The 26,556-nt window shown below is 71.7% G+C and carries 24 protein-coding genes; 19 read left to right on the top strand and 5 right to left on the bottom strand.

What is annotated here, in order from left to right:
• Window positions 1–152: 152 nt before the first annotated feature.
• From ACPA54_RS27055 to ACPA54_RS27040, 4 genes are all read left to right on the top strand, one after another.
• On the top strand, window positions 153–1,658 hold the full coding sequence (locus ACPA54_RS27055; RefSeq protein WP_423533998.1) for an MFS transporter: 1,506 nt from the start codon (window positions 153–155) through the stop codon (window positions 1,656–1,658).
• Complete coding sequence (locus tag ACPA54_RS27050) at window positions 1,655–3,145, top strand: pyridoxal phosphate-dependent decarboxylase family protein (RefSeq protein ID WP_423533997.1); 1,491 nt, start codon at window positions 1,655–1,657, stop codon at window positions 3,143–3,145. The genes ACPA54_RS27055 and ACPA54_RS27050 overlap by 4 nt, the downstream gene beginning before the upstream one ends.
• 79 nt (window positions 3,146–3,224) lie before the next feature.
• Window positions 3,225–3,590: a YidH family protein gene (locus ACPA54_RS27045; RefSeq protein ID WP_345677902.1), complete on the top strand. Its 366-nt coding sequence runs from the start codon at window positions 3,225–3,227 to the stop codon at window positions 3,588–3,590.
• On the top strand, window positions 3,587–3,934 hold the full coding sequence (locus ACPA54_RS27040) for a DUF202 domain-containing protein (protein WP_423533996.1): 348 nt from the start codon (window positions 3,587–3,589) through the stop codon (window positions 3,932–3,934). Before ACPA54_RS27045 ends, ACPA54_RS27040 begins: the two co-directional genes overlap by 4 nt.
• A gap of 33 nt (window positions 3,935–3,967) precedes the next feature.
• On the opposite strand, the gene ACPA54_RS27035 is transcribed toward ACPA54_RS27040, so the two are convergent.
• The gene (locus tag ACPA54_RS27035) at window positions 3,968–4,468 is read right to left on the bottom strand and encodes a MarR family winged helix-turn-helix transcriptional regulator (protein WP_423533995.1); all 501 of its coding nucleotides are present in this window, start codon (window positions 4,466–4,468) and stop codon (window positions 3,968–3,970) included.
• A gap of 135 nt (window positions 4,469–4,603) precedes the next feature.
• The gene (locus tag ACPA54_RS27030) at window positions 4,604–6,220 is read right to left on the bottom strand and encodes an MFS transporter (RefSeq protein ID WP_423533994.1); all 1,617 of its coding nucleotides are present in this window, start codon (window positions 6,218–6,220) and stop codon (window positions 4,604–4,606) included.
• Window positions 6,221–6,362: 142 nt separating this feature from the next.
• Between ACPA54_RS27030 and ACPA54_RS27025 the strand changes: the two genes are divergently transcribed.
• Both ACPA54_RS27025 and ACPA54_RS27020 read left to right on the top strand, forming a co-directional pair.
• The gene (locus ACPA54_RS27025; RefSeq protein WP_423533993.1) at window positions 6,363–7,019 is read left to right on the top strand and encodes a TetR/AcrR family transcriptional regulator; all 657 of its coding nucleotides are present in this window, start codon (window positions 6,363–6,365) and stop codon (window positions 7,017–7,019) included.
• Between the two features lie 371 nt (window positions 7,020–7,390).
• Entirely contained in the window at window positions 7,391–8,407 is a 1,017-nt protein-coding gene (locus tag ACPA54_RS27020; RefSeq protein WP_423533992.1) for a LacI family DNA-binding transcriptional regulator, read from the top strand.
• A 42-nt stretch (window positions 8,408–8,449) separates the two neighbouring features.
• Here ACPA54_RS27020 and ACPA54_RS27015 read toward each other — a convergent pair whose 3' ends face one another.
• Entirely contained in the window at window positions 8,450–9,004 is a 555-nt protein-coding gene (locus tag ACPA54_RS27015; protein WP_423534104.1) for a TetR/AcrR family transcriptional regulator, read from the bottom strand.
• Between the two features lie 259 nt (window positions 9,005–9,263).
• On the opposite strand from ACPA54_RS27015, the gene ACPA54_RS27010 reads away from it, so the two are divergent.
• Both ACPA54_RS27010 and ACPA54_RS27005 read left to right on the top strand, forming a co-directional pair.
• Window positions 9,264–10,703: a purine-cytosine permease family protein gene (locus ACPA54_RS27010; RefSeq protein WP_423533991.1), complete on the top strand. Its 1,440-nt coding sequence runs from the start codon at window positions 9,264–9,266 to the stop codon at window positions 10,701–10,703.
• 46 nt (window positions 10,704–10,749) lie between these two features.
• A complete protein-coding gene (locus ACPA54_RS27005; RefSeq protein WP_423533990.1) occupies window positions 10,750–12,408 on the top strand; it encodes an amidohydrolase in 1,659 nt (552 codons plus the stop codon).
• 81 nt (window positions 12,409–12,489) lie between these two features.
• Here the strand turns inward: ACPA54_RS27005 and ACPA54_RS27000 are convergent, their stop codons facing one another.
• On the bottom strand, window positions 12,490–13,356 hold the full coding sequence (locus ACPA54_RS27000; RefSeq protein ID WP_423533989.1) for an NAD(P)H-binding protein: 867 nt from the start codon (window positions 13,354–13,356) through the stop codon (window positions 12,490–12,492).
• A 136-nt stretch (window positions 13,357–13,492) separates the two neighbouring features.
• Here ACPA54_RS27000 and ACPA54_RS26995 point away from each other — a divergent pair, with 136 nt between their 5' ends.
• A complete protein-coding gene (locus tag ACPA54_RS26995; RefSeq protein WP_423533988.1) occupies window positions 13,493–13,921 on the top strand; it encodes a winged helix-turn-helix transcriptional regulator in 429 nt (142 codons plus the stop codon).
• Between the two features lie 140 nt (window positions 13,922–14,061).
• On the opposite strand, the gene bldD is transcribed toward ACPA54_RS26995, so the two are convergent.
• Window positions 14,062–14,565 carry a transcriptional regulator BldD gene (gene bldD / locus ACPA54_RS26990; protein ID WP_345677911.1) on the bottom strand — a complete coding sequence of 168 codons (504 nt, stop codon included), beginning with the start codon at window positions 14,563–14,565 and terminating at the stop codon, window positions 14,062–14,064.
• Window positions 14,566–14,972: 407 nt separating this feature from the next.
• Here bldD and pyrR point away from each other — a divergent pair, with 407 nt between their 5' ends.
• The 10 genes from pyrR to gmk all read left to right on the top strand — a co-directional run bounded on the left by pyrR (window position 14,973) and on the right by gmk (window position 26,499).
• On the top strand, window positions 14,973–15,626 hold the full coding sequence (gene pyrR, locus ACPA54_RS26985) for a bifunctional pyr operon transcriptional regulator/uracil phosphoribosyltransferase PyrR (RefSeq protein WP_423533987.1): 654 nt from the start codon (window positions 14,973–14,975) through the stop codon (window positions 15,624–15,626).
• A 4-nt stretch (window positions 15,627–15,630) separates the two neighbouring features.
• The gene (locus ACPA54_RS26980) at window positions 15,631–16,596 is read left to right on the top strand and encodes an aspartate carbamoyltransferase catalytic subunit (RefSeq protein ID WP_423533986.1); all 966 of its coding nucleotides are present in this window, start codon (window positions 15,631–15,633) and stop codon (window positions 16,594–16,596) included.
• Window positions 16,593–17,900 carry a dihydroorotase gene (locus tag ACPA54_RS26975; protein ID WP_423533985.1) on the top strand — a complete coding sequence of 436 codons (1,308 nt, stop codon included), beginning with the start codon at window positions 16,593–16,595 and terminating at the stop codon, window positions 17,898–17,900. Before ACPA54_RS26980 ends, ACPA54_RS26975 begins: the two co-directional genes overlap by 4 nt.
• Complete coding sequence (locus ACPA54_RS26970; RefSeq protein ID WP_423533984.1) at window positions 17,897–18,556, top strand: PH-like domain-containing protein; 660 nt, start codon at window positions 17,897–17,899, stop codon at window positions 18,554–18,556. Before ACPA54_RS26975 ends, ACPA54_RS26970 begins: the two co-directional genes overlap by 4 nt.
• Window positions 18,553–19,740 (top strand): glutamine-hydrolyzing carbamoyl-phosphate synthase small subunit, encoded by a 1,188-nt coding sequence (carA, locus tag ACPA54_RS26965; protein ID WP_423533983.1) that lies wholly within the window; start codon window positions 18,553–18,555, stop codon window positions 19,738–19,740. Before ACPA54_RS26970 ends, carA begins: the two co-directional genes overlap by 4 nt.
• The gene (carB, locus tag ACPA54_RS26960; RefSeq protein ID WP_423533982.1) at window positions 19,733–23,044 is read left to right on the top strand and encodes a carbamoyl-phosphate synthase large subunit; all 3,312 of its coding nucleotides are present in this window, start codon (window positions 19,733–19,735) and stop codon (window positions 23,042–23,044) included. The genes carA and carB overlap by 8 nt, the downstream gene beginning before the upstream one ends.
• Before the next feature lie 150 nt (window positions 23,045–23,194).
• The gene (locus ACPA54_RS26955; RefSeq protein WP_423533981.1) at window positions 23,195–24,331 is read left to right on the top strand and encodes a quinone-dependent dihydroorotate dehydrogenase; all 1,137 of its coding nucleotides are present in this window, start codon (window positions 23,195–23,197) and stop codon (window positions 24,329–24,331) included.
• Window positions 24,332–24,382: 51 nt separating this feature from the next.
• Entirely contained in the window at window positions 24,383–25,216 is an 834-nt protein-coding gene (pyrF, locus tag ACPA54_RS26950) for an orotidine-5'-phosphate decarboxylase (protein ID WP_423533980.1), read from the top strand.
• A 348-nt stretch (window positions 25,217–25,564) separates the two neighbouring features.
• Window positions 25,565–25,882 (top strand): integration host factor, actinobacterial type, encoded by a 318-nt coding sequence (gene mihF, locus ACPA54_RS26945; protein WP_345677922.1) that lies wholly within the window; start codon window positions 25,565–25,567, stop codon window positions 25,880–25,882.
• 50 nt (window positions 25,883–25,932) lie between these two features.
• A complete protein-coding gene (gene gmk / locus ACPA54_RS26940; protein ID WP_345677923.1) occupies window positions 25,933–26,499 on the top strand; it encodes a guanylate kinase in 567 nt (188 codons plus the stop codon).
• Window positions 26,500–26,556 lie beyond the last annotated feature (57 nt).

Here is a 26,556-nt window from a genome sequence, read left to right as displayed (position 1 = left end):
GGCTCCCCCCGGGGCCCCCCGCCCGCGGGGGGGGGGGGGACCGGGCGCCGGCCCCCGGGGGCGCGGGGGGCGGGGGGGCCGCCGCCGTGTTTTCGGGGACGGCAACCCGGCAAACCGCAGTGGCAGGCGTGCCGAGGCAATACGTTCGGGGCATGGTTCCCGCCGAGGGCACCGGCGCGACGACGTCGGCCCCCGACTCCTCCGACACATCCGGCCAAGCGGGCCGAATAACCGCCGATGCGCAGCCCGAGGCACCCCCCGACGGCGCGCCGTCCGCGCTGCCCGGCGTGGTGCGGATCGGCTACGGGCTCGGTTCGTTCGGCACCGGGATTTTCGGTGCGGTGCCGGGGCTGCTGCTCCTGTACTACCTGACCGACGTGCTCGGCGTGACACCGCTCGTCGCGGGTGTCGTGGTGTTCCTGCCGAAGGCGTGGGACGCGGTGGCCAACCCGTACGCGGGCAGTCTGTCCGACCGCACCGACCACCGCTGGGGGCCGCGCCGTCCGTGGATGCTCGGCGGCGCGCTCACGCTGCCGTTCTTCTTCGCGGCGATGTTCGCGGGGCCGCCGCTGACGGGCAACTGGGCGGCGCTGTACGTGGGGGGCATGTACCTGCTGGCGGCGACCGCGTTCGCCGCGTTCCAGGTGCCGTACATCGCGATGCCCGCGGAGATCACCACCGACCACCACGAGCGGACCCGCATGATGGCGTGGCGGGTCGCGTTCCTCAGCTTCGCGATCATGCTGTCCGGCGGGATCGCGCCGCTCATCGCCGGGCATTCCGGGGACGACGACCCGGGCACCCTCAACGGGTACCGCGTCATGGGCGTCGCGCTCGGCGTGCTGCTGATGGCGGGGATGCTCGCCGCGTTCTTCACCACCGCGCGCGCCCGCACCGTCGTGCGGGCGGAAGCGGGGGAGCGTTCGATCCTCAAGCAGCTTGCGGTGGCCCGGACGAACCGTTCCTTCATGAACCTGTTCGGCATGTACGTGATCCAGGCCGTCGGCGCCGGCTCGATGCTCGCGGGCGTGCAGTACTTCTCCACCTACGTCCTCGACGACCCGTCCGCGACCACCTGGCTCTTCGCCGCGCTCGTCCTGCCGTCGATCGTCGTCATGCCGCTGTGGTCGCGTGCCGCGCTGCGGTTCGGCAAACGCGCCGCCGCGTTCGCCGCCTCCTGCTGCTTCCTGGTCGCCGCCCTGCTGATGACGTCCGCGGACCACGTGCCCGCGGGCGTCGTCTACGGCATCACCGGCATCGCCGGAATCGGCTACGCGGGCATGCAGATGCTGCCCATGTCGATGATCGGCGACGCCGTCGCCGCCGACGCGATGGTCACCGGCAAACGCCGCGCGGGTGTTTTCACCGGCGTGTGGACGGCCGGCGAAATGCTCGGCCTGGCCCTCGGCGCCGGCATCTTCGCGCTCGTCCTGCAGGTCACCGGCTTCGTCTCGTCGGACGCCGACCACCGCGTGCCCCAGCCCGACGCGGCGCTGTCCGGCGTACTGTTCGGCTTCACCTTGCTGCCCGCGGTCCTGCTCGTGCTGAGCATGCCGTTCATCCTGCGCTACGACCTGACCGAGGAGAAGCTCGCCGATCTGCGCGAGCGCCACACGCCCGTGCCCGCTCCGCGGGCCGCCGGGGAGGACACGCCGTGACCGCACCGCACCCCGAGAGCCGCTCGGACAACGACGCCGACGTCGGCGCCAAGACCTCCGCCGCGGGGATCCTCGCCGACCTCGACGCGCTGCGCGGTGCCGACCTGCCGGTCTACGGCGGCCGCACGCTCGCGTACGTCTACGACGCCGGCCTCGGCCCGGAGACCGCCGACCTCGCCGAACGCGCCTACGCCGCCATGGCCGGCGTCAACGGCCTCGACATGACCGCGTTCCCGAGCGTCGTCGCCCTGGAGAACGACGTCGTCGGCACCACCGCCCACCTCCTCGGCGGCGGCCCGGACACCGCGGGCACCTTCACCTCCGGCGGCACCGAAAGCTGCCTCCTCGCCGTCCTCACCGCCCGCGAACACGCCCGCGCCAGCCGCGGGGTGACGGACCCTCAGCTCGTCCTGCCGGTCACCGCGCACGCCGCGTTCCGCAAAGCCGCGCACCTCTTCGGTCTGGACGTCGTCGACATCCCCGTCGACCCGGAGACCTTCACCCCCGACCCGGAGGCGATGGCCGCCGCGATCACCGACCGCACCGCGCTGGTGGTCGTCTCCGCGCCGTCCTACCCGCACGGCGTCCTCGACCCGGTCGCCGCCGTCGCCGGGCACGCCGCCGCACGCGGCGTCCTGTGCCACGTCGACGCGTGCATCGGCGGCTGGCTCCTCGGCCACGCCCGCCGGCTGCCCGGCAGCGCGATCCCGGACTTCGGGCTCGCGGTGCCCGGCGTGACGTCGCTGTCCGTCGACCTGCACAAGTACGCGTACACCCCGAAGGGCGCCTCCGTCGTACTGTTCCGCGACGCCGAGCTGCGCCGGCACGGCTACTTCGCGTCCGCGTCATGGCCCGGCTACCCCGTCGTCAACGCGACCCTGCAAGGCACCAAGTCCGCTGGGCCGCTGGCGGCCGCCTGGGCGGTCCTGCGGCACATCGGCGACGCGGGCTACGCCGACCTCGCCGACCGCACGCTGCGCACCGCGGCCGAACTCCGCGCCGGCATCGCCGCGATCCCGGGACTGCGCATCCTCGGGGAACCCGTCGGTTCGCTCCTTGCGGTGGCGAGCGCCGATCCGGCCGTGGACGTGTTCGTCGTCGCCGACTGCCTGCGCGCGCACGGCTGGTACATCCAGCCGCAGCCCGGCGTCGGAGGCCTCCCGCGCACCGTCCACCTGACCGTCACCGCGGCCGCCGCGGGCAAGACCGCCGGACTGCTCGACGCCCTCGCCGCGGCCGTCGCCGAAGCCCGCACCCTCGGCCCCGCCGAGGCCGACCCGGGCCTGGTCGAAGCGGCCGCGCTGATCGACCCGGCGGCGCTCACCGCGGCCGAGTCCGCGGCGATCCTCGAACTCGCCGGACTCGGCGGGGGAGGAGCGATGCCGGAGCGCATGGCCCCGGTCCTCGCCCTCCTCGAACAACTGCCCGCGGCCCTGGCCGAACGGCTCCTCCCCGACGTGATCGGCGGCCTGTTCCGGCTGCCCTGACGGCCCGAACGGGCGCCGCGCATCCGACGCGCCCACCCGGGAGGAGCGCACCCGCACCCCACCCGGCACAATCGTGACCATGACCTCGGATCGGCGCCGTCCCCGGCTCAAGGACATCGGGGACGAGCCCGATTACCGCTTCACCCTGGCCAACGAACGCACGTTCCTGGCCTGGATCCGCACCGCGCTGTCGCTCCTCGCGGGCGGCGTCGCGGTCGTGCAGTTCCTGTCCGACCTCGGCTCGCGCGCGCACCGCATGGTGCTCGGCTTCGTCCTGGTCGGGATCGCGCTCGTGCTGGCCGCGACCGCGTACCGGCGCTGGTTCCAGGTCGAGCGGGCGATGCGCCTCGGGCAGCCGCTGCCGGGCACGCCCATGCCGCTGGTGCTGTCCGCGGGGCTGACCGCGGTGATCGTCATCAGCATCGTCCTGCTGGCGCTGGGATGACCGCATCCGCGGAGACCGCGTCCGGGCCGCCGCGCGACCCGGGGCTGCAGCCCGAGCGGACCCGGCTCGCGTGGTCGCGCACGTCCATGGCGTTCTTCGCCAACGGCGCGCTGATGCTGCACGCCGGGCACCAACTCGACCACTGGGCCTGGACGATTCCCGGCGTGCTGATCCTCGTGGTGGGGGCCGGGGTCTATGCCACGGGGATCCAGCGGCACCGCCGGGTCGAAGCGGCATTGGCCGCCGGGGCACCGGTGGCCGGGACGGTGCCGATCCAGGTCACCGCGGCGGCGTCGATCGTGGTCGGGATCGCCGGCATCGTGATCATGCTGTTCCACCCGTGACCGCCGCCCGCCCCGCGCACCGGGCGGGGACCGTCAGGCGTACCACCACCAGGCCTGCCGCATGCCGTCCGGGATCTGCCCGCCGTCGCGCAGTGTGCGGAGTCCTTCGCGCAGGCCGGCGACCAGGTCGCCGAGGCCGTCGGCGCCAACGGCGCCTTCCCAGGCGCCCTGGATGTCGGCGAGCTCGGTCCAGATGATCTCCACGCACTCGCGGCCGCGGGTGGTGAGGGTGATGCGGCGGGCGCGGCGGTCTTCCGGGTCGGGCTTGCGCTCGACGTAGCCCTGGCGGGCGAGGTGGGTGACGACCTCGCCGGCGGACTGCTTGGTCATGCCGAGGCGGCGGCCCAGCTCGGTCGCGGTGGTGCCGTTCTCGGCCACCAGGGTGAGCGCGAAGCCGTGGGTGGGCCGGATGTCCTCGAAACCGGCGGCCGTCATCCGGTCGGTGAAGACCTGGCTGATGCCGCGCACCGCGCCGACGAGCAGGGTGACGAGTTCCGAGCCAGGGCGGATGCCGCCGAGCGAGTCCTGATACACGCGGTAAGAGTACCTGTCTATCTTGTCCGGGAAAGGCGGAGGGGCCGACTGCTTCACCAATCGGCCCCTCCCGGTTCCCCCGTCCGCCGGGTACGCGCCGTGGTTGCGGCGGCGCGGGCCCGGCGGCGTTCCGGACTAGACGTGTACGGGCACCGCGCCCTCGCGGCGCTCGCCTGTCCGGACGAGCAAGGCCAGCGAGATCGCGCAGGTGAACGCGATCGCGCCGATCAGGAACGACAGGTGCATGCCGTCCAGGAACGAGGCGTGTGCGGCCTCGGAGATCTTCGATGCGACATCGGGAGCCGTGCCCTGCGGGATCGGCGCGATGCCTTGCGAGACCGGGTCCTTCAGGGTGTCGACCTGGGAGCCGGACAGCGTGCCGAGGCCCGCGTCCGACCAGTGGCCGGGCAGCGTCGAGTTGACCTTGGCGGCCATGACGGCGCCGAGGATCGCGGTGCCGAGCGCGCCGCCGACCTGCATGGCGGCCTGCTGGATGCCGGACGCGACACCGGCCAGCTCGACGGGCGCGTTCCCGACGATGACGTCGGTGGCGCCGATCATGATCGGGCTGATGCCGAGGCCCAGGAGGGCGAAGCACGGCGCGGTGGCGGCGAGCGATGCGTCCGCGTCGAACTGCGTCATCCAGAACATCGCACCCGCGCTGACCACCAGGCCGCCGACCATCGGCATGCGCGGCCCGAACCGGCCGACCAGCGCGCCCGCCAGCGCGGAGCCGACGACCATCATCACGGTCAGCGGCAGCATCCGGACACCGGCCTGCACGGGGCTGAGCCCGCCGACGCCGATGAGGTAGAAGGTCAGGAAGAACAGCGACCCGAACATGCCGAACGCCATGAAGATCATGAGCACGACACCGGACGAGAACGACCGGTTGCGGAACAGCCGCAGCGGCATGAGCGGTTCGGCGGCGCGTGCCTGCCACGCGACGAACAGCAGCAGCAGGACGGCGAACGCGGCCAGGAAGCCGAGCGTGTAGGCGCTGCCCCAGCCGTGCTCGGACGACTTGATGACGCCCCACACCAGGCAGAACATCGCCGCGGACAGCAGCGCGACGCCGGGGATGTCGATCCGGCCGCCGATGCCCGGGGTGCGGGTGTCGGCGAGCACGAGCAGGCCGACGACGATCGCGATCACGCCGAGCGGCGCGTTGACGAAGAAGACCGACTCCCAGCCGATGTGCTGGACCAGCAGGCCGCCAACGATCGGGCCGGCCGCGGACGCCGCCGAGATGGCCGCGCCCCAGATGCCGATGGCCATGTTGAGCTTGCCGGGCGGGAAGCTGGCGCGCAGCAGGCCCAGCGCGGTCGGCTGCAGCATCGCGCCGAACAGGCCCTGCAGCACCCGGAATCCGATGAGCGCGGTGATGTTGCCGGCCACGCCGATGGCCACCGACGTGGCGACGAAGCCGACCGCGCCGGTGAGGAAGATCGTGCGGTGCCCGAACTTGTCGCCGAGCTTGCCCGCCGGGATGAGGAACACCGCGAGTGCGAGCAGGTAGCCGTTGGTGACCCACTGCAGGTCGCCCAGCGAGGCGCCGAGGTCGTCGGCGATCTCCGGGTTGGCGATGGCGACCACGGTGCCGTCGAGCGACACCATCATCACGCCGAGCGCGACCGCGATCAGCGTGAGCCAAGGGTTGCCGCGAAGTCCGGCGCGTGTGCCGGATCGTGGCGAGGAATCGGAGGAGCCGGGCGGTGGTGCGCCCTTCTCCAGGGTCGTGGCGTTCGGCATGGGGAGACCCCCCGGGTGGGACTTGAAAATTCGTGGAACGCTCGTAGATTAGTGGCACTGGGTGACATTTGGCAAAGAGAGACAAATTACACCGGGGGCCAGGTGGCATACTCGCGCCAATTCGGCAGGAGGGAGTCCGATCGTGGAGCACGGCGCACCGGCAGCGGGGCTGCGCGAACGCAAGAAGGAGCGCACCCGGGAAGCGCTCATCGACGCGGCGCTCGACCTGTTCTGGCGCAACGGGTACGACGCCACGACGATCGACGAGATCGCCGCGGCCGTGGACGTGTCGCGCCGGACGTTCTTCCGCTACTTCGCGGGCAAGGAGGACGTCGCGCTCGCCCGGGCGTCCGAAGTCGAGCGCGCTTTCGTGGACGCGGTCGCCGAGCGCCCCGCCGGCGAGCCGCCGGTCGTCGCGATGCGCACCGCGACCTTCACGGTCATGGCCGCGCTGGCCGACGACCCCAAGCGCGGCTCCTCCGAGGCGTTCGTGCGCACCCGCCGCCTCATCGAGGAGAACCCGCACCTGATGGCCGCGAGCCTGCGGCACGCGATGGAGACCGAGCGGCTCATGACCGCGGTCATCGCCCGGCGCCAAGGCGTCGACCTGCACGCCGACCTGCGCGCGGCCCTCACGGTGGCCTGCTTCAACGCGGTGAGCCGGGTGGCGATGGACGAGTGGAACGAGCGCGGCGCCCTCGGCACCCCCGAACTGGCCGCGGTGCTGCAGGACGCCTGGGGGGCGATGGGCGATCTTGTGGACTCCGGGTGGCTCGACACCGGATGGAAGTCCGAATAATCCCGGTAAATCCCTGGGCGAGAACCCCCTGATCGAGTCAAAGAAACAGTAGGGTTTCTTCGGCATGCCGAAAGGTGGCGCAGATCACGCCGTAATCCGCGGCGGATCTCCGGCGCGGCCGGCATGCCGAGCACCACCGAGCGCCACCCGTACTGCCTGCACTGCCTGCACTGCCTGCACCATGCGCACCACCCGCACCACGCATGCCGTCCTGCCCCGGCAGGACTCGTGTCCGCGGCACCAGCGCGGCAAGACAAGACCCGCACAGGACCCAACTGCACAACGGGGGTGTTCGCCATGGGGTTCCGCCCGACCCCGCAGGACGCGCCGCGACCGGCCCGCCCGACGGGCCGCACCGAGGGGAGTCGGCGATGAACATGTCCGAGTCCGCGGCCAAGCCGCCGACCAGCGCCGACGTCGCCCGCCTCGCCGGCGTATCCCGCTCCACCGTCTCCTACGTCCTCAACTCGCCGCCCGGCGCCCGGGTCAGTGCCGAGACCCGCGAACGCGTCCTCAAAGCGGTCCGCGAACTCGGCTACGCGCCCAGCGCCCCCGCACGGTCGCTGCGCTCCGGCAACAGCGACGTCGTGCTGTTCCCGCTGCCCCTCCAGCCGATGGGCCAGCTCCTCGAGACCTTCATCGACGAACTCACCGAAGCGCTCCGCCGCCAGGAACTGAGCCTCCTGATCCACGCGGACCGCTACGCCCGCGGCGCCGACGCCGCCCGCGCCTGGGCGGCTCTCCGCCCGCTCGCGGTCCTCGCCGAATCCGCCCGCCTCACCGACGGCGCCGTGCAGGTGCTCCGCCGGGCCGGCGTCCGCGCGATCTTCGCGTGGGGCCGCGAGGAGCACCCGGGCGTGCCGACGGCGATCTTCGACAACCGGGACAGCGGCGCGGTCGCCATCCGGCACCTCATCGGCAACGGACACCGCCGCATCGCCTGCCTGGTGCCCGCCGGACCGCTCGCCGCGCTCGGCGCCGACCGATGGGAAGGCGCCAAGGGCGCCGCGGACGAGGCCGGCATCCAGCTGCTCCGCGTCGACGTCGGCTACGTGCGCGAGGACATCCTCCAGGTCGTGCGCGGCTGGCAGCGCGAAACCGACCCGCCCACCGCGGTGTTCGCCAGCAACGACGACTTCGCCCTGATGATCATCTCGGCGCTGCGCGAATGCGGCTGGTCGGTTCCGGACGACATGGCCGTGGTCGGCGCCGACGACCTGCCGTTCTGCGACCTGGTCTGGCCGCGCCTGACCAGTGTCGCCATGCACACCCGCACCATGGGCGGCGGCGCGGCGGACGCGCTGACCGCCCTCATGGAGAACAAGCCGTACAAGCACCGCGACCACATGGTGGTGCACCCGCGGGTCGTCGTCCGCGAATCCGGCTGAGCCGGGCGGCACGAACCCCGCCGATGAGCCGGGCCGGCCGAGTCAGGCCGGCGCGCCCAGGCGGCCCGCCGCGCGGCGGGCCGCCTGCAGCGCTTCCTCGCGTCCGGTTCCGGCGAGACCGAGCACCACGCGCGTGCTGAGTCCCTCCAACAGCGCCAGCAGGTCCGACGCGGCGGTGGCGACATCCTCGGCCACCCATGCGCCGCGCTCCGCACCCGACCGCAGGACCGTCTCCAGGTCGGCCTGCCAGCCGCGGTCGATCTCTTCCTGCGCGTGCCGCAGTTCGTCGTTGCCCGCGGTCCGGGCCCACAGTTCCAGCCACAGCATCCACCGCGGGTCGCGCGGCCCGTCGGGCAGATAGAGCGCGAAGAACAGATCGAGCTTGCGCGGCGCGCGCACCCGGCGGGCGAGCAGCTCCGCGCGTTCCGCGGCGAGGCGCTCCTCGCTCCAGCGCAGGGCGGCCAGCAGCAGCTGGTCCTTGCTGCCGAAGTAGTACAGGATGTGCCCGCCGCTGGTGCCGAGCCGCTCGGCCAGTCCGGCCATGGTGAGTGCGGCGAGGCCGTCCTCGGCGATCGCCGCGACGGCCTCCGCGAGCATGCGGTCCTGCGCGATCCGGCCGTCCTTGCGCCGTGCTGCCACCGGTTCTCCCCGCCTTCCGCGGCCTTCTGCCCTGTGCGGACCCTATCGCGGCGGCAGGATTTCTTGAACGTCGATCAAATTTCCGGCGAACCCTTGACAGCGGTGCGGTGCGTCGACGACCTTGAGTGCCGTTCAAGATTCTTGAGCGTCATTCAAACTCTGCGCAAGCGGCCACCCCTCCGGTCGCCCGCTTCCGCCCTGCGAGAGGGGAGGCCCGGTGACCCTGCCCAACGTGGACTCCGCGCCCGTACCAGCGGCCGGCGCCGCACCGGCCGGCCCGGCGAGCGACGAGTTTTTCCAGGTCGAGGCCCACGGCATCGACCCGATCCCGGACGCCGAACGGCACGGCGGCGCCAAGGACCTGTTCTGGCTCTGGTTCGGCTCCAACCTGACCTTCACCTACGTCATCAACGGCACCCTCGCCGTCGCCTTCGGCCTGTCCTTCTGGGCCGCCACCGCCGTGGTCGTCCTCGGCGGCCTGGCCTTCTTCGTGGTCAGCGCCCTCGGCCTGGCCGGGATCCGCACCGGCACCGCGACGCTCGTCATCTCCCGCGCGGCCTTCGGCATCCACGGCAACTTCCCGGCCGGACTCCTCAACTGGATCGTCGGCATCGGCTACACGATCCTCAACACCGTCGTCGGTACCATGGCGCTCGACGCACTTTTCGCGGAACTCGGCTGGCATGGCGGAGACTTCGCCCGAGCCGTGGCGCTCGCCGGGACACTCGCAATGACGTTCGCCGTCGCCATGTGGGGGCACGCGACCGTCCAGGCCGCCGAGCGGTGGTCCGCGTACATCCTCGCCGTCGGCTTCGCGATCCTCATCGTGCTGGTCCTGCCCGACACCGACACCTCGGCCGGCTCCGGCGGCACCACCTTCCACGCGTGGACGCTCGCCCTCGTCGTCATGATCGCCGGCCCGGTCTCGTACCTGCCGATGCCGTCGGACTACACCCGCTACCTCCCGCGCACCACCACGCTGCGCTCGATCACCTGGTGGGGCGCGATCGGCGGCATGCTGTCGTCCGTCCTCCTGGGCGTCGTCGGCGTCGCCGCCGCCACCCAAGCCGACATGACCGACCCCGTCGCCGGCGTCGCGGACCTGCTGCCCGGCTGGTTCCAAGGCCTGTTCCTGTTCCTCGTGGTCGGCGGCTCGGTCACCAACTCGATCCTCACGCTCTACTCGTCGAGCCTGAACCTCCAGGTCCTCGGCATCCCCTGGTCCCGCGCCCGCGGCATCGTCGTCAGCACCGCCGTCATCGCCGCCGGATCCCTCGCCACCCTGTTCTGGGTCGACTTCACCGAGTCCCTCACGAGCTTCCTGTCCGTGCTGCTGGTGGTCTTCGCCCCCTGGGGCGGCGTGTTCGTCGCCGACACCCTCATGCGCCGCTGCCGCTACGACGCCGACGCCCTCCACGACGCCACCCCCGGCAGCACCTACTGGTACACCCGCGGCATCCACGCCGCCGGGCTCGCCGCCCTCGCCGCGGGCATCACCATCGCCGCGCTCTGCGCCGAATCCGCGCTGTGGACCGGCCCCCTCGTCGCCCCCCTCGACGGCGACTACACCCTCGCCGGCGCCCTCGTCGCCGGCCTCCTGTACTGGGTGCTCGCCCGCCGCGAACCCCAATTCCGCCGACCGCAGCCGCGCGGCTGACACCGCCCGGCCGCACCGCACCCGCACCACCACCCCGGAGTACACCGTGTCCCAGACCGCCGGCCGGACCGCCGACCTCGTCCTGCGCAACGCCCGCATCCACACCGTCGACCCCGACCTGCCCGCGGCGGAAGCGCTCGCCGTCGTCGCCGGACGCCTCGCGTGGCTGGGCCCCGACACCGGCGCCGACGCCTGGATCGGGCCGGGCACCCGCGTCCTGGACGGTGCCGGACGCCGCGTCCTGCCGGGCTTCGTCGACGCCCACAACCACGTCCGCCTGGGCTCCGACAGCGCATGCGTGCAACTCGCCGGCGCCCGCACCCTCGACGCCATCCACGCCCGCATCCGCACCTGGCACGCCGCGAACCCGGGCGCGGCGTGGATCGAAGCCGAAGCCTTCGACTACTCCGCGATCCCCGACGGCCGCATGCCCACCGCCGCCGACCTCGACCCGGCCACCGGCGACGTCCCCGCCATCGTGTTCTCCTACGACGTACACACGGCGTGGCTCAACACCGCGGCGATGCGCACCCTCGGCATCACCCGGGACAGCGACGAACTCCCGTACGGACGCGTCCACAAAGACGAGGCCACCGGCGAACCCACGGGCTTCGTCAAAGACTTCGCGGTCCGGGGCCTGTCCCGCGACGGCCATCGGGCACTGCAGGCCCTCGGTGTGCCGTGGGCGAGCGCCGACCGCCAGTACGGCCGTCTCGCGCGCAGCCTCGACGACGCGATCCGCTTCGGCATCACCACGGTCGTCGAACCGCAGAACTCCCTCGACGACCTGGCCTTGTTCACCCGCGCCCGCGCGGAAGGCCGGCTCCGCTCCCGCATCGTCGCCGCGCTGTTCCACCCGCGCGGCACCACCGACGCGGACCTCGACGACTTCGCCGCCGCCGCCCGCGAATTCGCCGACGACCGGCTGACCGTCGGCCCGCTCAAGCTCTACATCGACGACGTCGTCGAACCGCGCACCGCCGCCCTGCTGGAGCCTTACCACGGCTGCGCGCACCACCGCGGCGACACCTTCTACCCGGCCGACGAATTCGCCGGCCTGCTCGCCAAGCTCGACGCGCGCGGATTCCAGTGCTTCGTCCACGCCACCGGCGACCGCGGCATCCGCACCGTCCTCGACGCCGTCGCGCACGCCCGCACCGTCAACGGGCCGCGCGACGCCCGCCACCAGGTCGTGCACGTCGAATGCCTCGACCCCGACGACGTCCCCCGGTTCCGCGACCTCGGCGTCGTCGCCTGCATGCAGCCGCGGCACTGCGCACCGGAGATCGCCGGCCCCGGCCAGGACTGGGCGGAGAACGTCGGCGAAGGCCGCTGGCACAAGGCGTGGCCGATGCGGTCCCTGGACGAGGCAGGCGCGGTGCTGGCGTTCTCCAGCGACTGGAACGTCGCCGAAATGGACCCGATGATCGGGATCTACACGGCGGTCACCCGCAAACCGCTCGGCGGCGGCGAAGCGTGGATGCCCAGCGAGACGGTCGACGTCACGACCGCCGTGCACGGCTACACGATGGGCTCGGCCTATGCCAACTTCCTCGAACACGAACGCGGTTCGCTGACCGTGGGGAAGGCCGCGGACTTCGTCGTGCTGTCGCGCGACATTTTCGCGGTGGAGCCGGAGGAGATCCCCGGCACGGTGTGCGAACTGGTCGCGGTCGCGGGGGAGGTCGTGCACGAAGCGCGGTGAGGACGTGTGACGCGTCGAGGCCCCGCCCGCACCAGTGGTGCGGACGGGGCCTTGTGCCGCACGAGCCCGAAGGCGCGTCGCTCACACCGTCTTCAGCGCCTCCGCGACCGCCCCCGGCAGCGTCGTCGTCGGACGCCCCAGCAGCGTGCGCAGGTCCGCGGAGACCAGCGCGAGCGCGCCGCCGCGGGTGTGCACCTCGGCGTCCGTCAGCATGTCCACCAGCCCGGCGGCCAGGCCCGCGCCGGTGAGGACCGCGGCGTAGTCCTCGGCCGGCAGGTCCGTGTAGGTGAACGGCTTGCCGGTCTGCTTCGCGACCTCCGCGGCGAGCTCGCCGAGCGTCCACGACGCGTCCCCGGTCAGCTCGTACGCCTTCCCGTCGTGCCCGGTGCCCGCCGCCACGACCGCCGCGGCCTCCGCGAAGTCCGCGATCGACGCGGCCGCGATACGGCCCTCCGCCGCCGTGCCCACCAGGCCGCCGCGGCCGAGCGCGTCCGGGATACCCGCCGTGTAGTTCTCGAAGTACCAGCTGTTGCGCAGGAACACGAACGGGATGCCGGTCGCGCGGATCAGCTCCTCCGTCGCCTTGTGCACCGTCGCCAGCGACAGCGGGTTCGTGTCCGCCTCGGCGATGGACGTGTAGACGATCCGCCCCACGCCCGCCTGCTGCGCCGCGGCGACGGCCGCACGGTGCTGCCCGATCCGCAGCGCGTTGTCCGGCGCGTTCGCGGACACCAGCACGAGGGTGTCCGCGCCCGCGAACGCCGCGGCCAGCGTGTCGGGACGGTCGTAGTCGCCCTCGCGGACGGCCACGCCGCGCGCCGCGAGGTCCGCGGCCCGCTCGGGACCGCGCACCGCGACGGCGATCTCCGCGGCCGGCACGCCGCGGGCGAGCAGGCTCTCGACGGTGAGGCGGCCGAGACGTCCGGTGGCTCCGGTAACGACGATCACAGGGTTCTCCTCCGGGAAAGGAACGCGGCGCCGAGCGGCGCAGCACTGGCCACAACGTTGGCACTAACTTTTGGAAAGTGCAACCCTGGAAGCAGTGCACTCGTGATTGCAGTGCGGTGGAGGTACCGTGAACACCATGACGACCGCGAAGACCACCCCGACCGCTGAGGACGACGGCCTCGAAGAGGTCGTCTTCGACGTATTCGCCCGCGGCTGCCCGTCGCGCCCGACCATGGAGCACGTCACCGGCCGCTGGGGCGGCCTCGTGCTCGTCGCGCTCGCCGACGGCGACCTGCGCTTCAACGCGCTGCGCCGCCGTGTCGACGGGATCAGCGAGAAGATGCTCGCCCAAGCCCTGCACGCGCTGGAGCGCGACGGCCTGGTCGTCCGCGAGGTCAAGCAGGCGATCCCGCCGAACGTCGAATACCGGCTCACCGAGTTCGGCTCCGGCGTCGTCGAACGCCTCCAGGAGCTGATCGGGTTCGTCGAGGGCAATATGGCCGGCGTGCTGGCCGCGCAGGAGCGCTACGACACGGCGAAGGCGAACGCCGAAGCGGGCGCGTAGCGCATCGGACCGTACCCCGGTCTGCGTCGTCCGTTATGCGGACGGTCGGCTGCACACCCTGTGAACAACTGCCGTGGGGCCCGGAGAGTTCGCGAACTCTCCGGGCCCCACGGTTTTGTGACGCTGCGTCAGCTGTGTGGTCAGGCGCCCGCGGTGGTGTCCACGGCGCGGCGGGCCTCGGGGTTGAGGACGCCCCAGCTGATGAGCTGCTCGGTGAGCACACTCGGCGACTGGTCGTAGATCACGGCCAGCGTGCGCAGGTCGTCCTGACGGATCGACAGCACCTTGCCGTTGTAGTCGCCGCGCTGGCTCTGGATCGTCGCGGCGTAGCGCTGCAGCGGGCCCGCCTTGTCGGACGGGACCTGCGAGAGGCGCTCGAGGTCGAGGACGAGGCGCGGCGGCGGCTCGGCGGCGCCGTTCGGCGTGCCGCCGGGCAGCAGTTCCTGCACCGGAACGCCGTAGAAGTCGGCGAGTTCGGCGAGGCGCTGGACCGTGACGGCGCGGTCGCCGCGCTCGTACGACCCGACGACGACGGCCTTCCAGCGCCCTTGGGACTTCTCTTCGACGCCGTGCAGGGAAAGGCCCTGCTGGGTACGGATGGCGCGGAGTTTCGCCCCGAGCTGCTTGGCGTAGTCGCTGGACATCTGGCTCCCAAAACAGGTGACTGACCGTGAAGGCCCACCGGTTCCCTGTCGAGCCGATGGGGGAGGGCCACCGCCGCGCTCCGCGATTCCCGCTCGGACCCGGCCGCGGATTCCGCTGCCGACCCGGATGCCGGCCCGCTTCGGGGGCCGACAGGTCGCGAGTGTCGCGTTTCGCCCGGTGGTCACTCATTGTGAGGTTACGCAGAGTGATTTGGGGCCGTCAAGCCGAACGGCCTAACCGGTACGTCCGGCCCTCGTCCACAGGCCTTTCGGCAGCGCTGCGTACAGGCCGTCCGGTTGGAAGAACCGCCCAAATGGGAGAGATCATCGCCCTGGTAGTCTGAGGGGCGTTACCCGACGTCCTTTAAAGCCCGTCCCGTGAGACGGGGAAGGAGGTCTGCTTCCGCATGACCAGCGCAGTACCCACTCCGGGGCTCCCGCCGAGCCCCCGCCCCGGCGACCTGGACCCGGCGTCCGCCCGGGCGGTCCTGGAGGCCCCCGACATCGCCCGGGTCCTCACCCGCGTCGCCCACGAAATCGTCGAACGCGCCAAGGGCGCCGACGACGTGGTCCTGCTCGGCATCCCGACCCGCGGCGTCGCGCTCGCCCGGCGCCTCGCCGCCCGCCTCGAATCCATCGAAGGCATCACGATCCCGGTCGGCGCCCTCGACATCACGATGTACCGCGACGACCTGCGGCTGCGGCCCGCCCGCGCGCTCGAACGCACCGAGATCCCCGCGGACGGCATCGACGGCAAGCTCGTCGTCCTCGTCGACGACGTGCTCTTCTCCGGGCGCACCATCCGCGCCGCGCTCGACGCGCTGAACGACATCGGCCGGCCGCGCGCCGTGCAGCTCGCCGTCCTCGTCGACCGCGGCCACCGCGAACTCCCCATCCGCGCCGACTACGTGGGCAAGAACCTGCCCACCTCGCAGCGCGAAAAGGTGCAGGTGCTCCTCGACGAGCACGACGGCCGCGACGCGGTCCTCCTCGGCACCCGCGGAGACACCGCCCAGGCCGGTCCGCCAGGCGACCCGGCATCCACCCCGGAAGCGAAGTAGCAGCGTGAAGCGTCATCTCATCTCGGCCGCCGACCTCACCCGCGACGACGCGCTCCTGATCCTCGACACCGCCGAGGAACTCGCGCACGTCGCGGAACGCCCCATCAAGAAGCTCCCCACCCTGCGCGGGCGCACCGTCGTCAACCTGTTCTTCGAGGACTCCACCCGCACCCGGATCTCCTTCGAAGCGGCCGCCAAGCGGCTCTCCGCGGACGTCATCAACTTCTCCGCCAAGGGCTCCTCGGTCTCCAAAGGCGAAAGCCTCAAGGACACCGCGCTGACCCTCCAGGCGATGGGCGCCGACGCGGTCGTCATCCGGCACCACGCCTCCGGCGCGCCGCACACCCTCGCAAACTCCGGCTGGCTGCGCGGCTCCGTCGTCAACGCCGGCGACGGCACCCACGAGCACCCCACCCAGGCCCTCCTCGACGCGTTCACCATGCGCCGCCACCTGAACGCGGGCAAGGGGGACCTGGACGGCCGCAAGATCACCGTCGTCGGCGACGTCCTGCACAGCCGCGTCGCACGCTCCAACGTGCTGCTGCTCGCCACCCTCGGCGCCGAGGTCACGCTGGTCGCCCCGCCGACGCTGCTGCCGATCGGCATCGAGACCTGGCCGTGCCGGGTGTCCTACGACCTGGACGCGGTCCTGGCCAAGTCCGACGCGGTCATGATGCTGCGCGTCCAGCGCGAGCGCATGAACGCCTCCTACTTCCCGACCGAGCGCGAGTACTCCCGCCGCTACGGCCTGGACCGCAAGCGCATGGACGCGCTCCCCGAGCACGCCATCGTCATGCACCCCGGCCCGATGAACCGCGGCATGGAAATCGCCGCCGAAGTCGCCGACTCGACCCGCTCGACCATCGTCGAGCAGGTCACCAACGGCGTCAGCGTCCGCATGGCCGTCCTGTACCTGCTGCTCGGCGGATCCGAGCCCGCCATCACCACAACCGAGGAGTCCGCGAAGTGAGCACGTACCTGATCAAGAACGCCAAGGTCCTTGGCGGCGACGCACAGGACGTGCTCATCTCCGACGGCCGTATTGCCGAGATTGCCGAGATTGCCGAGATCGGGCACGGCCTCGAGCCCGCCGACGCCGTGCAGATCATCGACGCCGAAGGCCACATCCTGCTCCCCGGCCTCGTCGACCTGCACACGCACCTGCGCGAGCCCGGCCGCGAGGACGCCGAGACCGTCGAGACCGGCACCCGCGCCGCCGCCCTCGGCGGCTACACCGCCGTGCACGCCATGGCCAACACCGACCCGGTCGCCGACACCGCCGGCGTCGTCGAGCAGGTCTGGCGCCTCGGCCAGGAAGCCGGCCGCTGCGACGTCCACCCCGTCGGCGCCGTCACCATCGGCCTCAACGGCGAACGCCTCGCCGAACTCGGCGCCATGCACGACTCCGCCGCCAACGTGAAGGTCTTCTCCGACGACGGCAAGTGCGTCCACGACGCCGTCATCATGCGCCGCGCCCTCGAATACGTGAAGGCGTTCGACGGCGTCGTCGCCCAGCACGCCCAGGAGCCCCGCCTCACCGAAGGCGCCCAGATGAACGAGGGCACCGTCTCCGGCGTCCTCGGCCTCCGCGGCTGGCCCGCCGTCGCCGAAGAGGCGATCATCGCCCGCGACGTCCTCCTCACCGCGCACGTCGGCTCCCGCCTGCACGTCTGCCACGTCTCCACGGCCGGCTCCGTCGAGATCATCCGCTGGGCCAAGTCCAAGGGCTGGGACGTCACCGCCGAGGTCACCCCGCACCACCTCCTCCTCACCGACGAGCTGGTCCGCTCCTACGACCCCGTCTACAAGGTCAACCCGCCGCTGCGCACCGCCGCCGACGTCGCCGCGCTCCGCGAAGGCCTCGCCGACGGCACCATCGACGCCGTCGCCACCGACCACGCCCCGCACCCGTCCGAGGACAAGGACTGCGAGTGGGCCGTCGCGGCCATGGGCATGCTCGGCCTCGAGACCGCCCTCGGCATCGTGCAGCAGACCATGGTCGACACCGGTCTGATGGACTGGGCCGGCGTCGCCGACCGCATGTCCGCACGCCCCGCACGCATCGGCCGCCTCGGCGGCCACGGCCGCCCCATCGCCGTCGGCGAGCCCGCCAACCTGGTTCTCGTCGACCCCGCGGCACGGCGTACCGTCGAACCGTCAGAACTCGCCTCGCGGAGCGCGAACACCCCCTACGCCGGCATGGAACTCCCCGGCCGCGTGGTGGCGACCTTCCTGCGCGGCGTACCGACGGTGATCGACGGGAAGCTCGCGTGAACACTCGCATTCTGGCCGCTGCGGAAGACGCGGCCGAGAAGAAGTCCGCGAACGTGTCCGACTGGGGCGGCTACCTGCTCTGGGTCGGCATCTTCGCGGTGCTCATCCTCGGCCTGTACTTCCTGATGTGGCGCGCCTGGCAGAAGCGGGCCCGCCGCCAGGCGGACCTGCCCGCGCCCGCCGAGGCCCCCGCCGAAGCGGGGACGCCGCTGCTGCCGGAGCTGGCCGGCCGCTACTTCGGCAGCACCGTCGCCGGGCAGTGGCTGAACCGGATCGTCGCGCACGGCCTCGGCACGCGCAGCGCCGCGGACCTCACCCTGACCGAAAAGGGCTTGCGAGTGGACCGCCCCGCCGCGGCAGGATTCTTCATCCCCGCCGGGGACCTGGTCGAGGCCCGCTTCGAGAAGGCCATGGCCGGCAAGGTGCTGCCCGAAGGCGGCCTGCTGGTCGTGACCTGGAAGCTCGGCGACACACAGCTGGACTCCGGCTTCCGCAGCGACCACGCCGCGGAACACGACGCATGGGTCGACGCCGTCAACCGCCTCGGCCGGCCCCTCGCCCACCACCACCCTTCTTCGGAGCCGCTCCGCGGCGCACCTCTTATGGGCGATGTACCGGCCCCGAACGGCACGAACAAGGAAGGCACCGCACAGTGACCGCACAGAACGCCCAGGCCGCGGGCCCAGCCGTCCTCGTCTTGGAGGACGGCCGCACCTTCCGCGGCAGCGCGTACGGCGCCGTGGGGGAGACCTTCGGAGAAGCAGTGTTCTCCACCGGCATGTCCGGCTATCAGGAGACCCTCACCGACCCGTCGTACCACCGCCAGGTCGTCGTCATGACGGCCCCGCACGTCGGCAACACCGGCGTCAACGACGAGGACCCCGAGTCCTCGCGCATCTGGGTGTCCGGGTACGTCGTCCGTGATCCCGCGCGCCGCTCCTCGAACTGGCGTGCGCAGCGCAGCCTCGACGAGGAACTCGTCACGTACGGCGTGGTCGGCATCTCCGGCATCGACACCCGCGCCCTCACCCGCCACCTGCGCGAACGCGGTGCGATGCGGGTCGGCATCTTCTCCGGTGCGGCCATCTCCGACGACGCCACGCTGCTCGCCAAGGTCCGCAACGCGCCCGAGATGACCGGCGCCGACCTGGCCGGCGAGGTCGCCACCAAGGAGCCCTATGTGGTTCCGGCGATCGGTGCCAAGAAGTTCACCGTCGCCGCGCTCGACCTCGGCATCAAGGGCATGACCCCGCACCGCATGGCCGAACGCGGCATCGAGGTGCACGTGCTGCCCGCCAACGCCACCGCCGACGACGTGTACGCCGTCGACCCGGACGGCGTGTTCTTCTCCAACGGCCCCGGCGACCCCGCCACCGCCGACCACCAGGTCGCCGTCGCCCGCGCCGTCCTGGACCGCGGCACGCCGTTCTTCGGCATCTGCTTCGGCAACCAGATCCTCGGCCGCGCGCTCGGCTTCGGCACCTACAAGCTGAAGTACGGCCACCGCGGCATCAACCAGCCCGTGCAGGACCGCACCACCGGCAAGGTCGAGGTCACCGCGCACAACCACGGCTTCGCCGTCGACGCGCCCCTCGACAAGGTGAGCGAGACCCCGTACGGCCGCGTCGAGGTCACCCACGTGTGCCTCAACGACAACGTCGTCGAAGGCCTCGGCCTGCTCGACAAGCCGGCGTTCAGCGTGCAGTACCACCCCGAGGCGGCGGCCGGACCGCACGACGCCGCCTACCTGTTCGACCGCTTCGTCGACCTGATGACTGCCAACCCGCAGATCAACCCGCAGATCAACCCGCAGAACAATTCGGAGAGCAAGAGTGCCTAAGCGCAGCGACCTGAAGTCCGTCCTGGTCGTCGGCTCGGGCCCGATCGTCATCGGCCAGGCCGCCGAGTTCGACTACTCCGGCACCCAGGCGTGCCGGGTCCTCAAGGCCGAAGGCCTGCGGGTCATCCTGGTCAACTCCAACCCGGCCACGATCATGACCGACCCGGAGGTGGCCGACGCGACGTACGTCGAGCCGATCACCCCCGAGTACGTCGAGAAGATCATCGCCAAGGAGCGCCCCGACGCCCTCCTGCCGACCCTCGGCGGCCAGACCGCGCTCAACACCGCGGTCGCGCTCAGCGAGAACGGCGTCCTGGAGAAGTACAACGTCGAACTCATCGGCGCGAACATCGACTCCATCCAGAAGGGCGAGGACCGCGACCTGTTCAAGGGCGTCGTCGAACGCGTCCGGGAGAAGATCGGGCACGGCGAGTCCGCCCGCTCGGTCATCTGCCACACGATGGACGAGGTCCTCGCCGGCGTCGACACCCTCGGCGGCTACCCCGTCGTCGTCCGCCCCTCGTTCACCATGGGCGGCGCCGGCTCCGGTTTCGCGCACGACGAGGAAGACCTGCGCCGCATCGCCGGCCAGGGCCTCGCGCTCTCCCCGACCACCGAGGTGCTCCTCGAGGAGTCCATCCTCGGCTGGAAGGAGTACGAGCTGGAGCTGATGCGCGACAAGCACGACAACGTCGTGGTCGTCTGCTCCATCGAGAACTTCGACCCGATGGGCGTGCACACCGGCGACTCGATCACCGTCGCCCCCGCCATGACCCTCACCGACCGCGAGTACCAGCGGCTCCGCGACATCGGCATCGCGGTCATCCGCGAGGTCGGCGTCGACACCGGCGGCTGCAACATCCAGTTCGCGGTCAACCCCGACGACGGCCGCATCATCGTCATCGAGATGAACCCGCGCGTGTCCCGCTCGTCGGCGCTCGCGTCCAAGGCCACCGGCTTCCCGATCGCCAAGATCGCCGCCCGCCTCGCCGTCGGCTACACCCTCGACGAGATCCCCAACGACATCACGCAGGAGACCCCCGCGTCGTTCGAGCCCACGCTCGACTACGTCGTCGTCAAGGTCCCCCGCTTCGCGTTCGAGAAGTTCCCGGCCGCCGACTCCAGCCTCACCACCACGATGAAGTCGGTCGGCGAGGCCATGGCCATCGGCCGCAACTTCACCGAGGCCCTGCAGAAGGCCCTCCGGTCGCTGGAGAAGAAGGGCTCGCAGTTCGCCTTCCACGGCACCCCCGGCGACAAGGCCACCCTCCTCGACCTCGCCAAGACGCCCACCGACGGCCGCATCAACACCGTCATGGACGCCATCCGCGCGGGCGCGACCCCCGACGAACTCTTCGCGTCGACCCGCATCGACCCGTGGTTCCTCGACCAGCTCTACCTGGTCCACGAGGTCGCCGGCGAGATCGAAGCCGCCACCGAACTCACCCCCGAGGTCCTGCGCCTCGCCAAGCGGCACGGCTTCTCCGACGCCCAGATCGCGGGCATCCGCGGACTCCGCGAAGACGTCGTCCGCGAGGTCCGGCACGCCCTCGGCATCCGCCCGGTCTACAAGACGGTCGACACCTGCGCCGCCGAGTTCGCCGCGAAGACGCCCTACCACTACTCGTCCTACGACGAGGAGACCGAGGTGGCGCCCCGCGACAAGCCCGCGGTGATCATCCTCGGCTCCGGGCCGAACCGCATCGGGCAGGGCATCGAGTTCGACTACTCGTGCGTGCACGCCGCGTTCGCCCTCGCCGACGCCGGCTACGAGACCGTCATGGTCAACTGCAACCCCGAGACCGTCTCGACCGACTACGACACGTCGGACCGGCTCTACTTCGAGCCGCTCACCCTCGAAGACGTCCTCGAGATCGTGCACGCCGAGCAGCAGGCCGGCCCCGTCGCGGGCGTCCTCGTCCAGCTCGGCGGCCAGACCCCGCTCGGCCTCGCCCAGGCCCTCAAGGACAACGGCGTGCCCATCGCGGGCACCTCGCCCGAGGCCATCCACCTCGCCGAGGAACGCGGCGCTTTCGGCCGCGTCCTGCACGAGGCCGGACTGACCGCGCCCAAGCACGGCACCGCGTTCTCCTTCGACGAGGCCAAGGCCATCGCCGACGAGATCGGCTACCCGGTCCTGGTCCGCCCGTCGTACGTCCTCGGCGGCCGCGGCATGGAGATCGTCTACGACGAGGAATCCCTCGCCACCTACCTCGAGCAGAACGCCGGGCTGGTGTCCGACCACCCGGTCCTCGTCGACCGGTTCCTCGACGACGCCATCGAGATCGACGTCGACGCCCTCTACGACGGCGAGGACCTGTACCTCGGCGGTGTCATGGAGCACATCGAGGAAGCCGGCATCCACTCCGGCGACTCCGCGTGCGCCCTCCCGCCGATCACCCTCGGCGGCTTCGACATCAAGCGGCTCCGCGCCGCCACCCGCGGCATCGCCGAAGGCGTCGGCGTCCGCGGCCTGATCAACATCCAGTTCGCGCTGGCCGGGGACATCCTCTACGTCCTCGAAGCCAACCCGCGCGCCTCCCGCACGGTGCCGTTCGTCTCCAAGGCGACCGCGGTACCGCTCGCCAAAGCCGCCGCACGCGTCTCCCTCGGCGCCACGATCGCCGAACTCCGCGCCGAAGGCCTCCTCCCGGCCGACGGCGACGGCGGCACCCTGCCGATGGACGCGCCGATCGCCGTCAAGGAAGCCGTCCTCCCGTGGAACCGCTTCCGCGACGAGCACGGCCGCGGCGTCGACACGGTGCTCTCCCCGGAGATGCGCTCGACCGGCGAGGTCATGGGCATCGACGCGTTCTTCGGCACCGCCTACGCCAAGTCGCAGGCCGGCGCCTACGGCGCACTCCCGACCAAGGGCCGCGCGTTCGTCTCGGTCGCCAACCGCGACAAGCGCTCCATGGTCTTCCCGGTCAAGGCGCTCGTCGACCTCGGCTTCGAGATCCTCGCCACCCAGGGCACCGCCGAGGTGCTGCGCCGCAACGGCGTCACCGCCACCATCGTGCGCAAGCACAGCGAAGGCACCGGCCCGAACGGCGAGCCGACCATCGTCCAGCTGATCCACGACGGCGCGGTCGACCTCATCGTCAACACGCCGTTCGGCACCGGCGGCCGCCTCGACGGCTACGAGATCCGCACCGCGGCCGTCACCCGCGGCGTCCCGAGCATCACCACCGTGCAGGGCTTCGCCGCGGCCGTCCAGGGCATCGGCGCGCTCGTCGCGGGCGACATCGGCGTCCGCTCCCTCCAGGAGCACGCCGAACACCTCATCGCGGCACGCGAGAGCTGACATGACCGGCAAGGGGTCCCCCGGAAGCACCGGGGGACCCCTTGGCATGCCCCGCCGCATACCCCTTGGCATGCCCCGCCGTACGCCGGGCCGGACGCCCGGCCCCCGCCGCCCCCTGCCCGCCCGCCTCGCCGAGAGAGCCGACCACCGATGAGCTACCCGCTGTTCTTCAAGTACGTCCTGCGCAACCTCGACCCCGAGCAGGCCCACCACCTCGCCTTCGGCGCCATCCGCGCGGTCGGCCGCGTCCCCGGCGGCCGCACCGCCCTCGCCAAGGTCCTCGCCCCGCGCGACCCCGCCCTGGCCGTCCGCGCCTTCGGCATCGACTTCCCCGGCCCGTTCGGCCTCGCCGCCGGCTTCGACAAGAACGCCGTCGGCATCGACGAACTCGGCGCCCTCGGCTTCGACTTCGTGGAAATCGGCACGGTCACCGCACAGGCCCAGCCGGGCAACCCCAAGAAGCGCCTGTTCCGGCTCGTCGAGGACCGCGCCGTCGTCAACCGCATGGGCTTCAACAACGACGGCGCCACCGCCGTCGCCGCCCGCCTGCACGCCCGCGGCCCGCGCCGCCCGAAGCACCCGACCGTGCTCGGCGTCAACATCGGCAAGACCAAGGTCGTCCCCGAGGCCGAAGCCGCCGCGGACTACGTCGCCTCCACGGAGAAGCTCGCGCGGCACGCCGACTACCTCGTCGTCAACGTCTCCTCGCCCAACACCCCCGGCCTGCGCAACCTGCAGGCCGTCGAGCACCTGCGGCCGCTGCTCGCCGCGGTCCGGGACGCCGCCGACCGGACCGTCACCGCACGCCGCGTCCCGCTGCTCGTCAAGATCGCTCCCGACCTCGCCGACGACGACATCGACGCGGTCGCCGACCTCGCCCTCGAACTCGGCCTGGACGGCATCATCGCCACCAACACCACCATCGGCCGCGACGGCCTGCGGTCCTCCCGCGCCGAGGTCGAGGCGTGCGGCGCGGGCGGCCTGTCCGGCGCCCCCCTCAAGGCCCGCTCCCTGGAGGTCCTGCGCCGTCTGCGCGCCCGTGTGGGCGACCGGATCGTGCTGGTCGGGGTCGGCGGCGTGGAGAACGCCGCGGACGTCTGGGAGCGCCTGGAAGCCGGTGCCACCCTCGTCCAGGGCTACACCGGGTTCATCTACGAAGGCCCGTTCTGGTGCCGCAAGATCCACCGCGAGCTGAGCGACCGCCTGCGCACGTCCACGTACACCTCCCTCGCCGAACTCACGGCCGCGACGAGCGCCGACCGCGCTCGCGGCACGAACGCCGACTAACCGGGCAAAACCCACCCGTTCATCAACCTCAACCCGAGAGTGAGACCCCCGATGGTGCAGCCGTTCGGCGCCCGCCTCCGCGCCGCGATGGACGAGCGCGGCCCCCTCTGCGTCGGCATCGACCCGCACGCCGCCCTCCTGCAGGCCTGGGGCCTCGGCGACGACGTCGCCGGGCTGGAAACCTTCACCCGCACCGTGGTCGAGGCCCTCGCCGACCGGGTCGCCGTCCTGAAGCCGCAGAGCGCGTTCTTCGAGCGGTTCGGCAGCAAGGGCGTCGCGGTCCTCGAACAGGCCGTCGCGGACGCCCGCGCGGCCGGCGCCCTCGTGATCATGGATGCCAAGCGCGGCGACATCGGCTCGACGATGGCCGGATATGCCGCCGCCTACGTCGACAAGAACAGCCCGCTCGCCTCCGACGCGGTCACCGTCAGCCCGTACCTCGGCTTCGGCTCGCTGCGGCCGGTTCTCGACCTCGCCGCCGAGCACGGCGCGGGCGTCTTCGTCCTCGCGCTCACCTCGAACCCCGAGGGCGCCGAGGTCCAGCGCGCGGTCACCGCCGACGGGACCGAGGTCGCCGCCGCGATGCTCCGGCACATCGCGGTCGAGAACGCGGGCGCCGCACCGCTCGGCTCGGTCGGCGCGGTGGTCGGTGCGACGCTCGGCGACACCGGCGTCGACCTCGCCGTCAACGGGCCGCTGCTGGCGCCCGGCATCGGGGCCCAGGGCGCGACTCCCGCGGACATCCCGCGGGTTTTCGGCGCAGCCGCCCGCAACGTCGTCCCGAGCGTCAGCCGGGAGATCCTGCGGCACGGGCCGTCCGTCGACGCACTCCGCGAGTCGGCGGCGCGCTACGCGGACGAGTGCCGCGACGTGGTCGCGGGCTGACCGCGTCGGGGACGCCCGGGAGCGGGACGAAAACCGCGACCGGAACCGCGACCGAAACCGCGACCGAAACCCCCTGTCCCAATAGTCGCTTTTGTTACGCAGAAACCCTTTTTGACGGCCGGCCAGTCCGGCCGATCGTCAGGCAAAGTCCCCCTGGGGTTGACTTTTCGGCGGTTTCGGGCGACGCGGCGCGTTCCGCCGACTAGGCTCCCTGACAAGCTCACTCGGTCGAGCGTTTCGCGTTGCCGCGGGCGCTGTGACCAGCTAGGTTCCACAGTTGCGGTCGCCCGAAGGGGGGCGGCCGAGGACAGCAACCATCCGGTGTATCGAAGTCCGAGGTGACACGGCGTGGCTCTTCCGCCCCTGACCCCCGAACAGCGCGCAGCCGCGCTCGCGAAGGCCGCTGAGGCTCGGCGGGAGCGTGCCGCGGTCAAGAACCGCCTCAAGCACTCCAACGCCTCCTTGCACGAGGTGATCAAGGAGGGCCAGACCAACGACGTCATCGGCAAGATGAAGGTCTCGGCTCTGCTCGAATCGCTGCCCGGCGTCGGCAAGGTCCGCGCCAAGCAGCTCATGGAGAAGCTCAACATTTCCGAGACGCGGCGCGTCCGCGGCCTCGGGTCGAACCAGATCGCGTCGCTGGAGCGCGAGTTCGGCGGCAAGTAATCCCGACCGGGCCGTCCCCGGCCCCGGCAGAAGGCACTGAAAACAGCACCATGCACGACGCGAAGCAGCATCGCCGGCTCACCGTGCTCTCCGGCCCCTCGGGGGTCGGCAAGAGCACGGTGGTCGCGCACCTCCGCAGTACCCACCCCGATGTGTGGCTGTCGGTGTCCGCGACCACCCGCACTCCCCGCCCGGGCGAGGTCGACGGGGTCCAGTACCACTTCGTCGACGGCGGGCAATTCGACAAGCTCGTCGCGTCCGACGAGCTGCTCGAATGGGCCGAATTCGCGGGCAACCGCTACGGCACCCCGCGTCAGCCGGTCCTCGACCGACAGGCGGACGGCGTGCCGACGCTGCTGGAAATCGAACTCGAAGGCGCCCGCCAGGTCCGCCGGGCCATGCCCGACGCGCTTCTGGTCTTCCTCGCCCCGCCTTCCTGGGACGAACTGGTCCGCCGCCTGGTCGGCCGCGGCACCGAATCGCCCGAGGTCATCGAGCGCCGTTTGGCGCAGGCCAAGGTGGAATTGGCGGCGGAATCGGAATTCGACGTGACGCTGGTGAACACGTCCGTCGAGGATGTGTCGCGGGAACTGCTAGCCTTGATGAACGTTTCCTGAATCGAATGAGATCCTGACCGCCGTGTGTCCCATCCCGGCAGTCGAGGGTCGTTAGGG

Origin of the sequence: Uniformispora flossi, assembly GCF_049534875.1 — a bacterium.
GTDB classification, from domain to species: domain Bacteria; phylum Actinomycetota; class Actinomycetes; order Streptomycetales; family Streptomycetaceae; genus Yinghuangia; species Yinghuangia aomiensis.
Note: the sequence above shows the minus strand (reverse complement) of the source record. Positions and strands in the feature narration are given on the sequence as shown.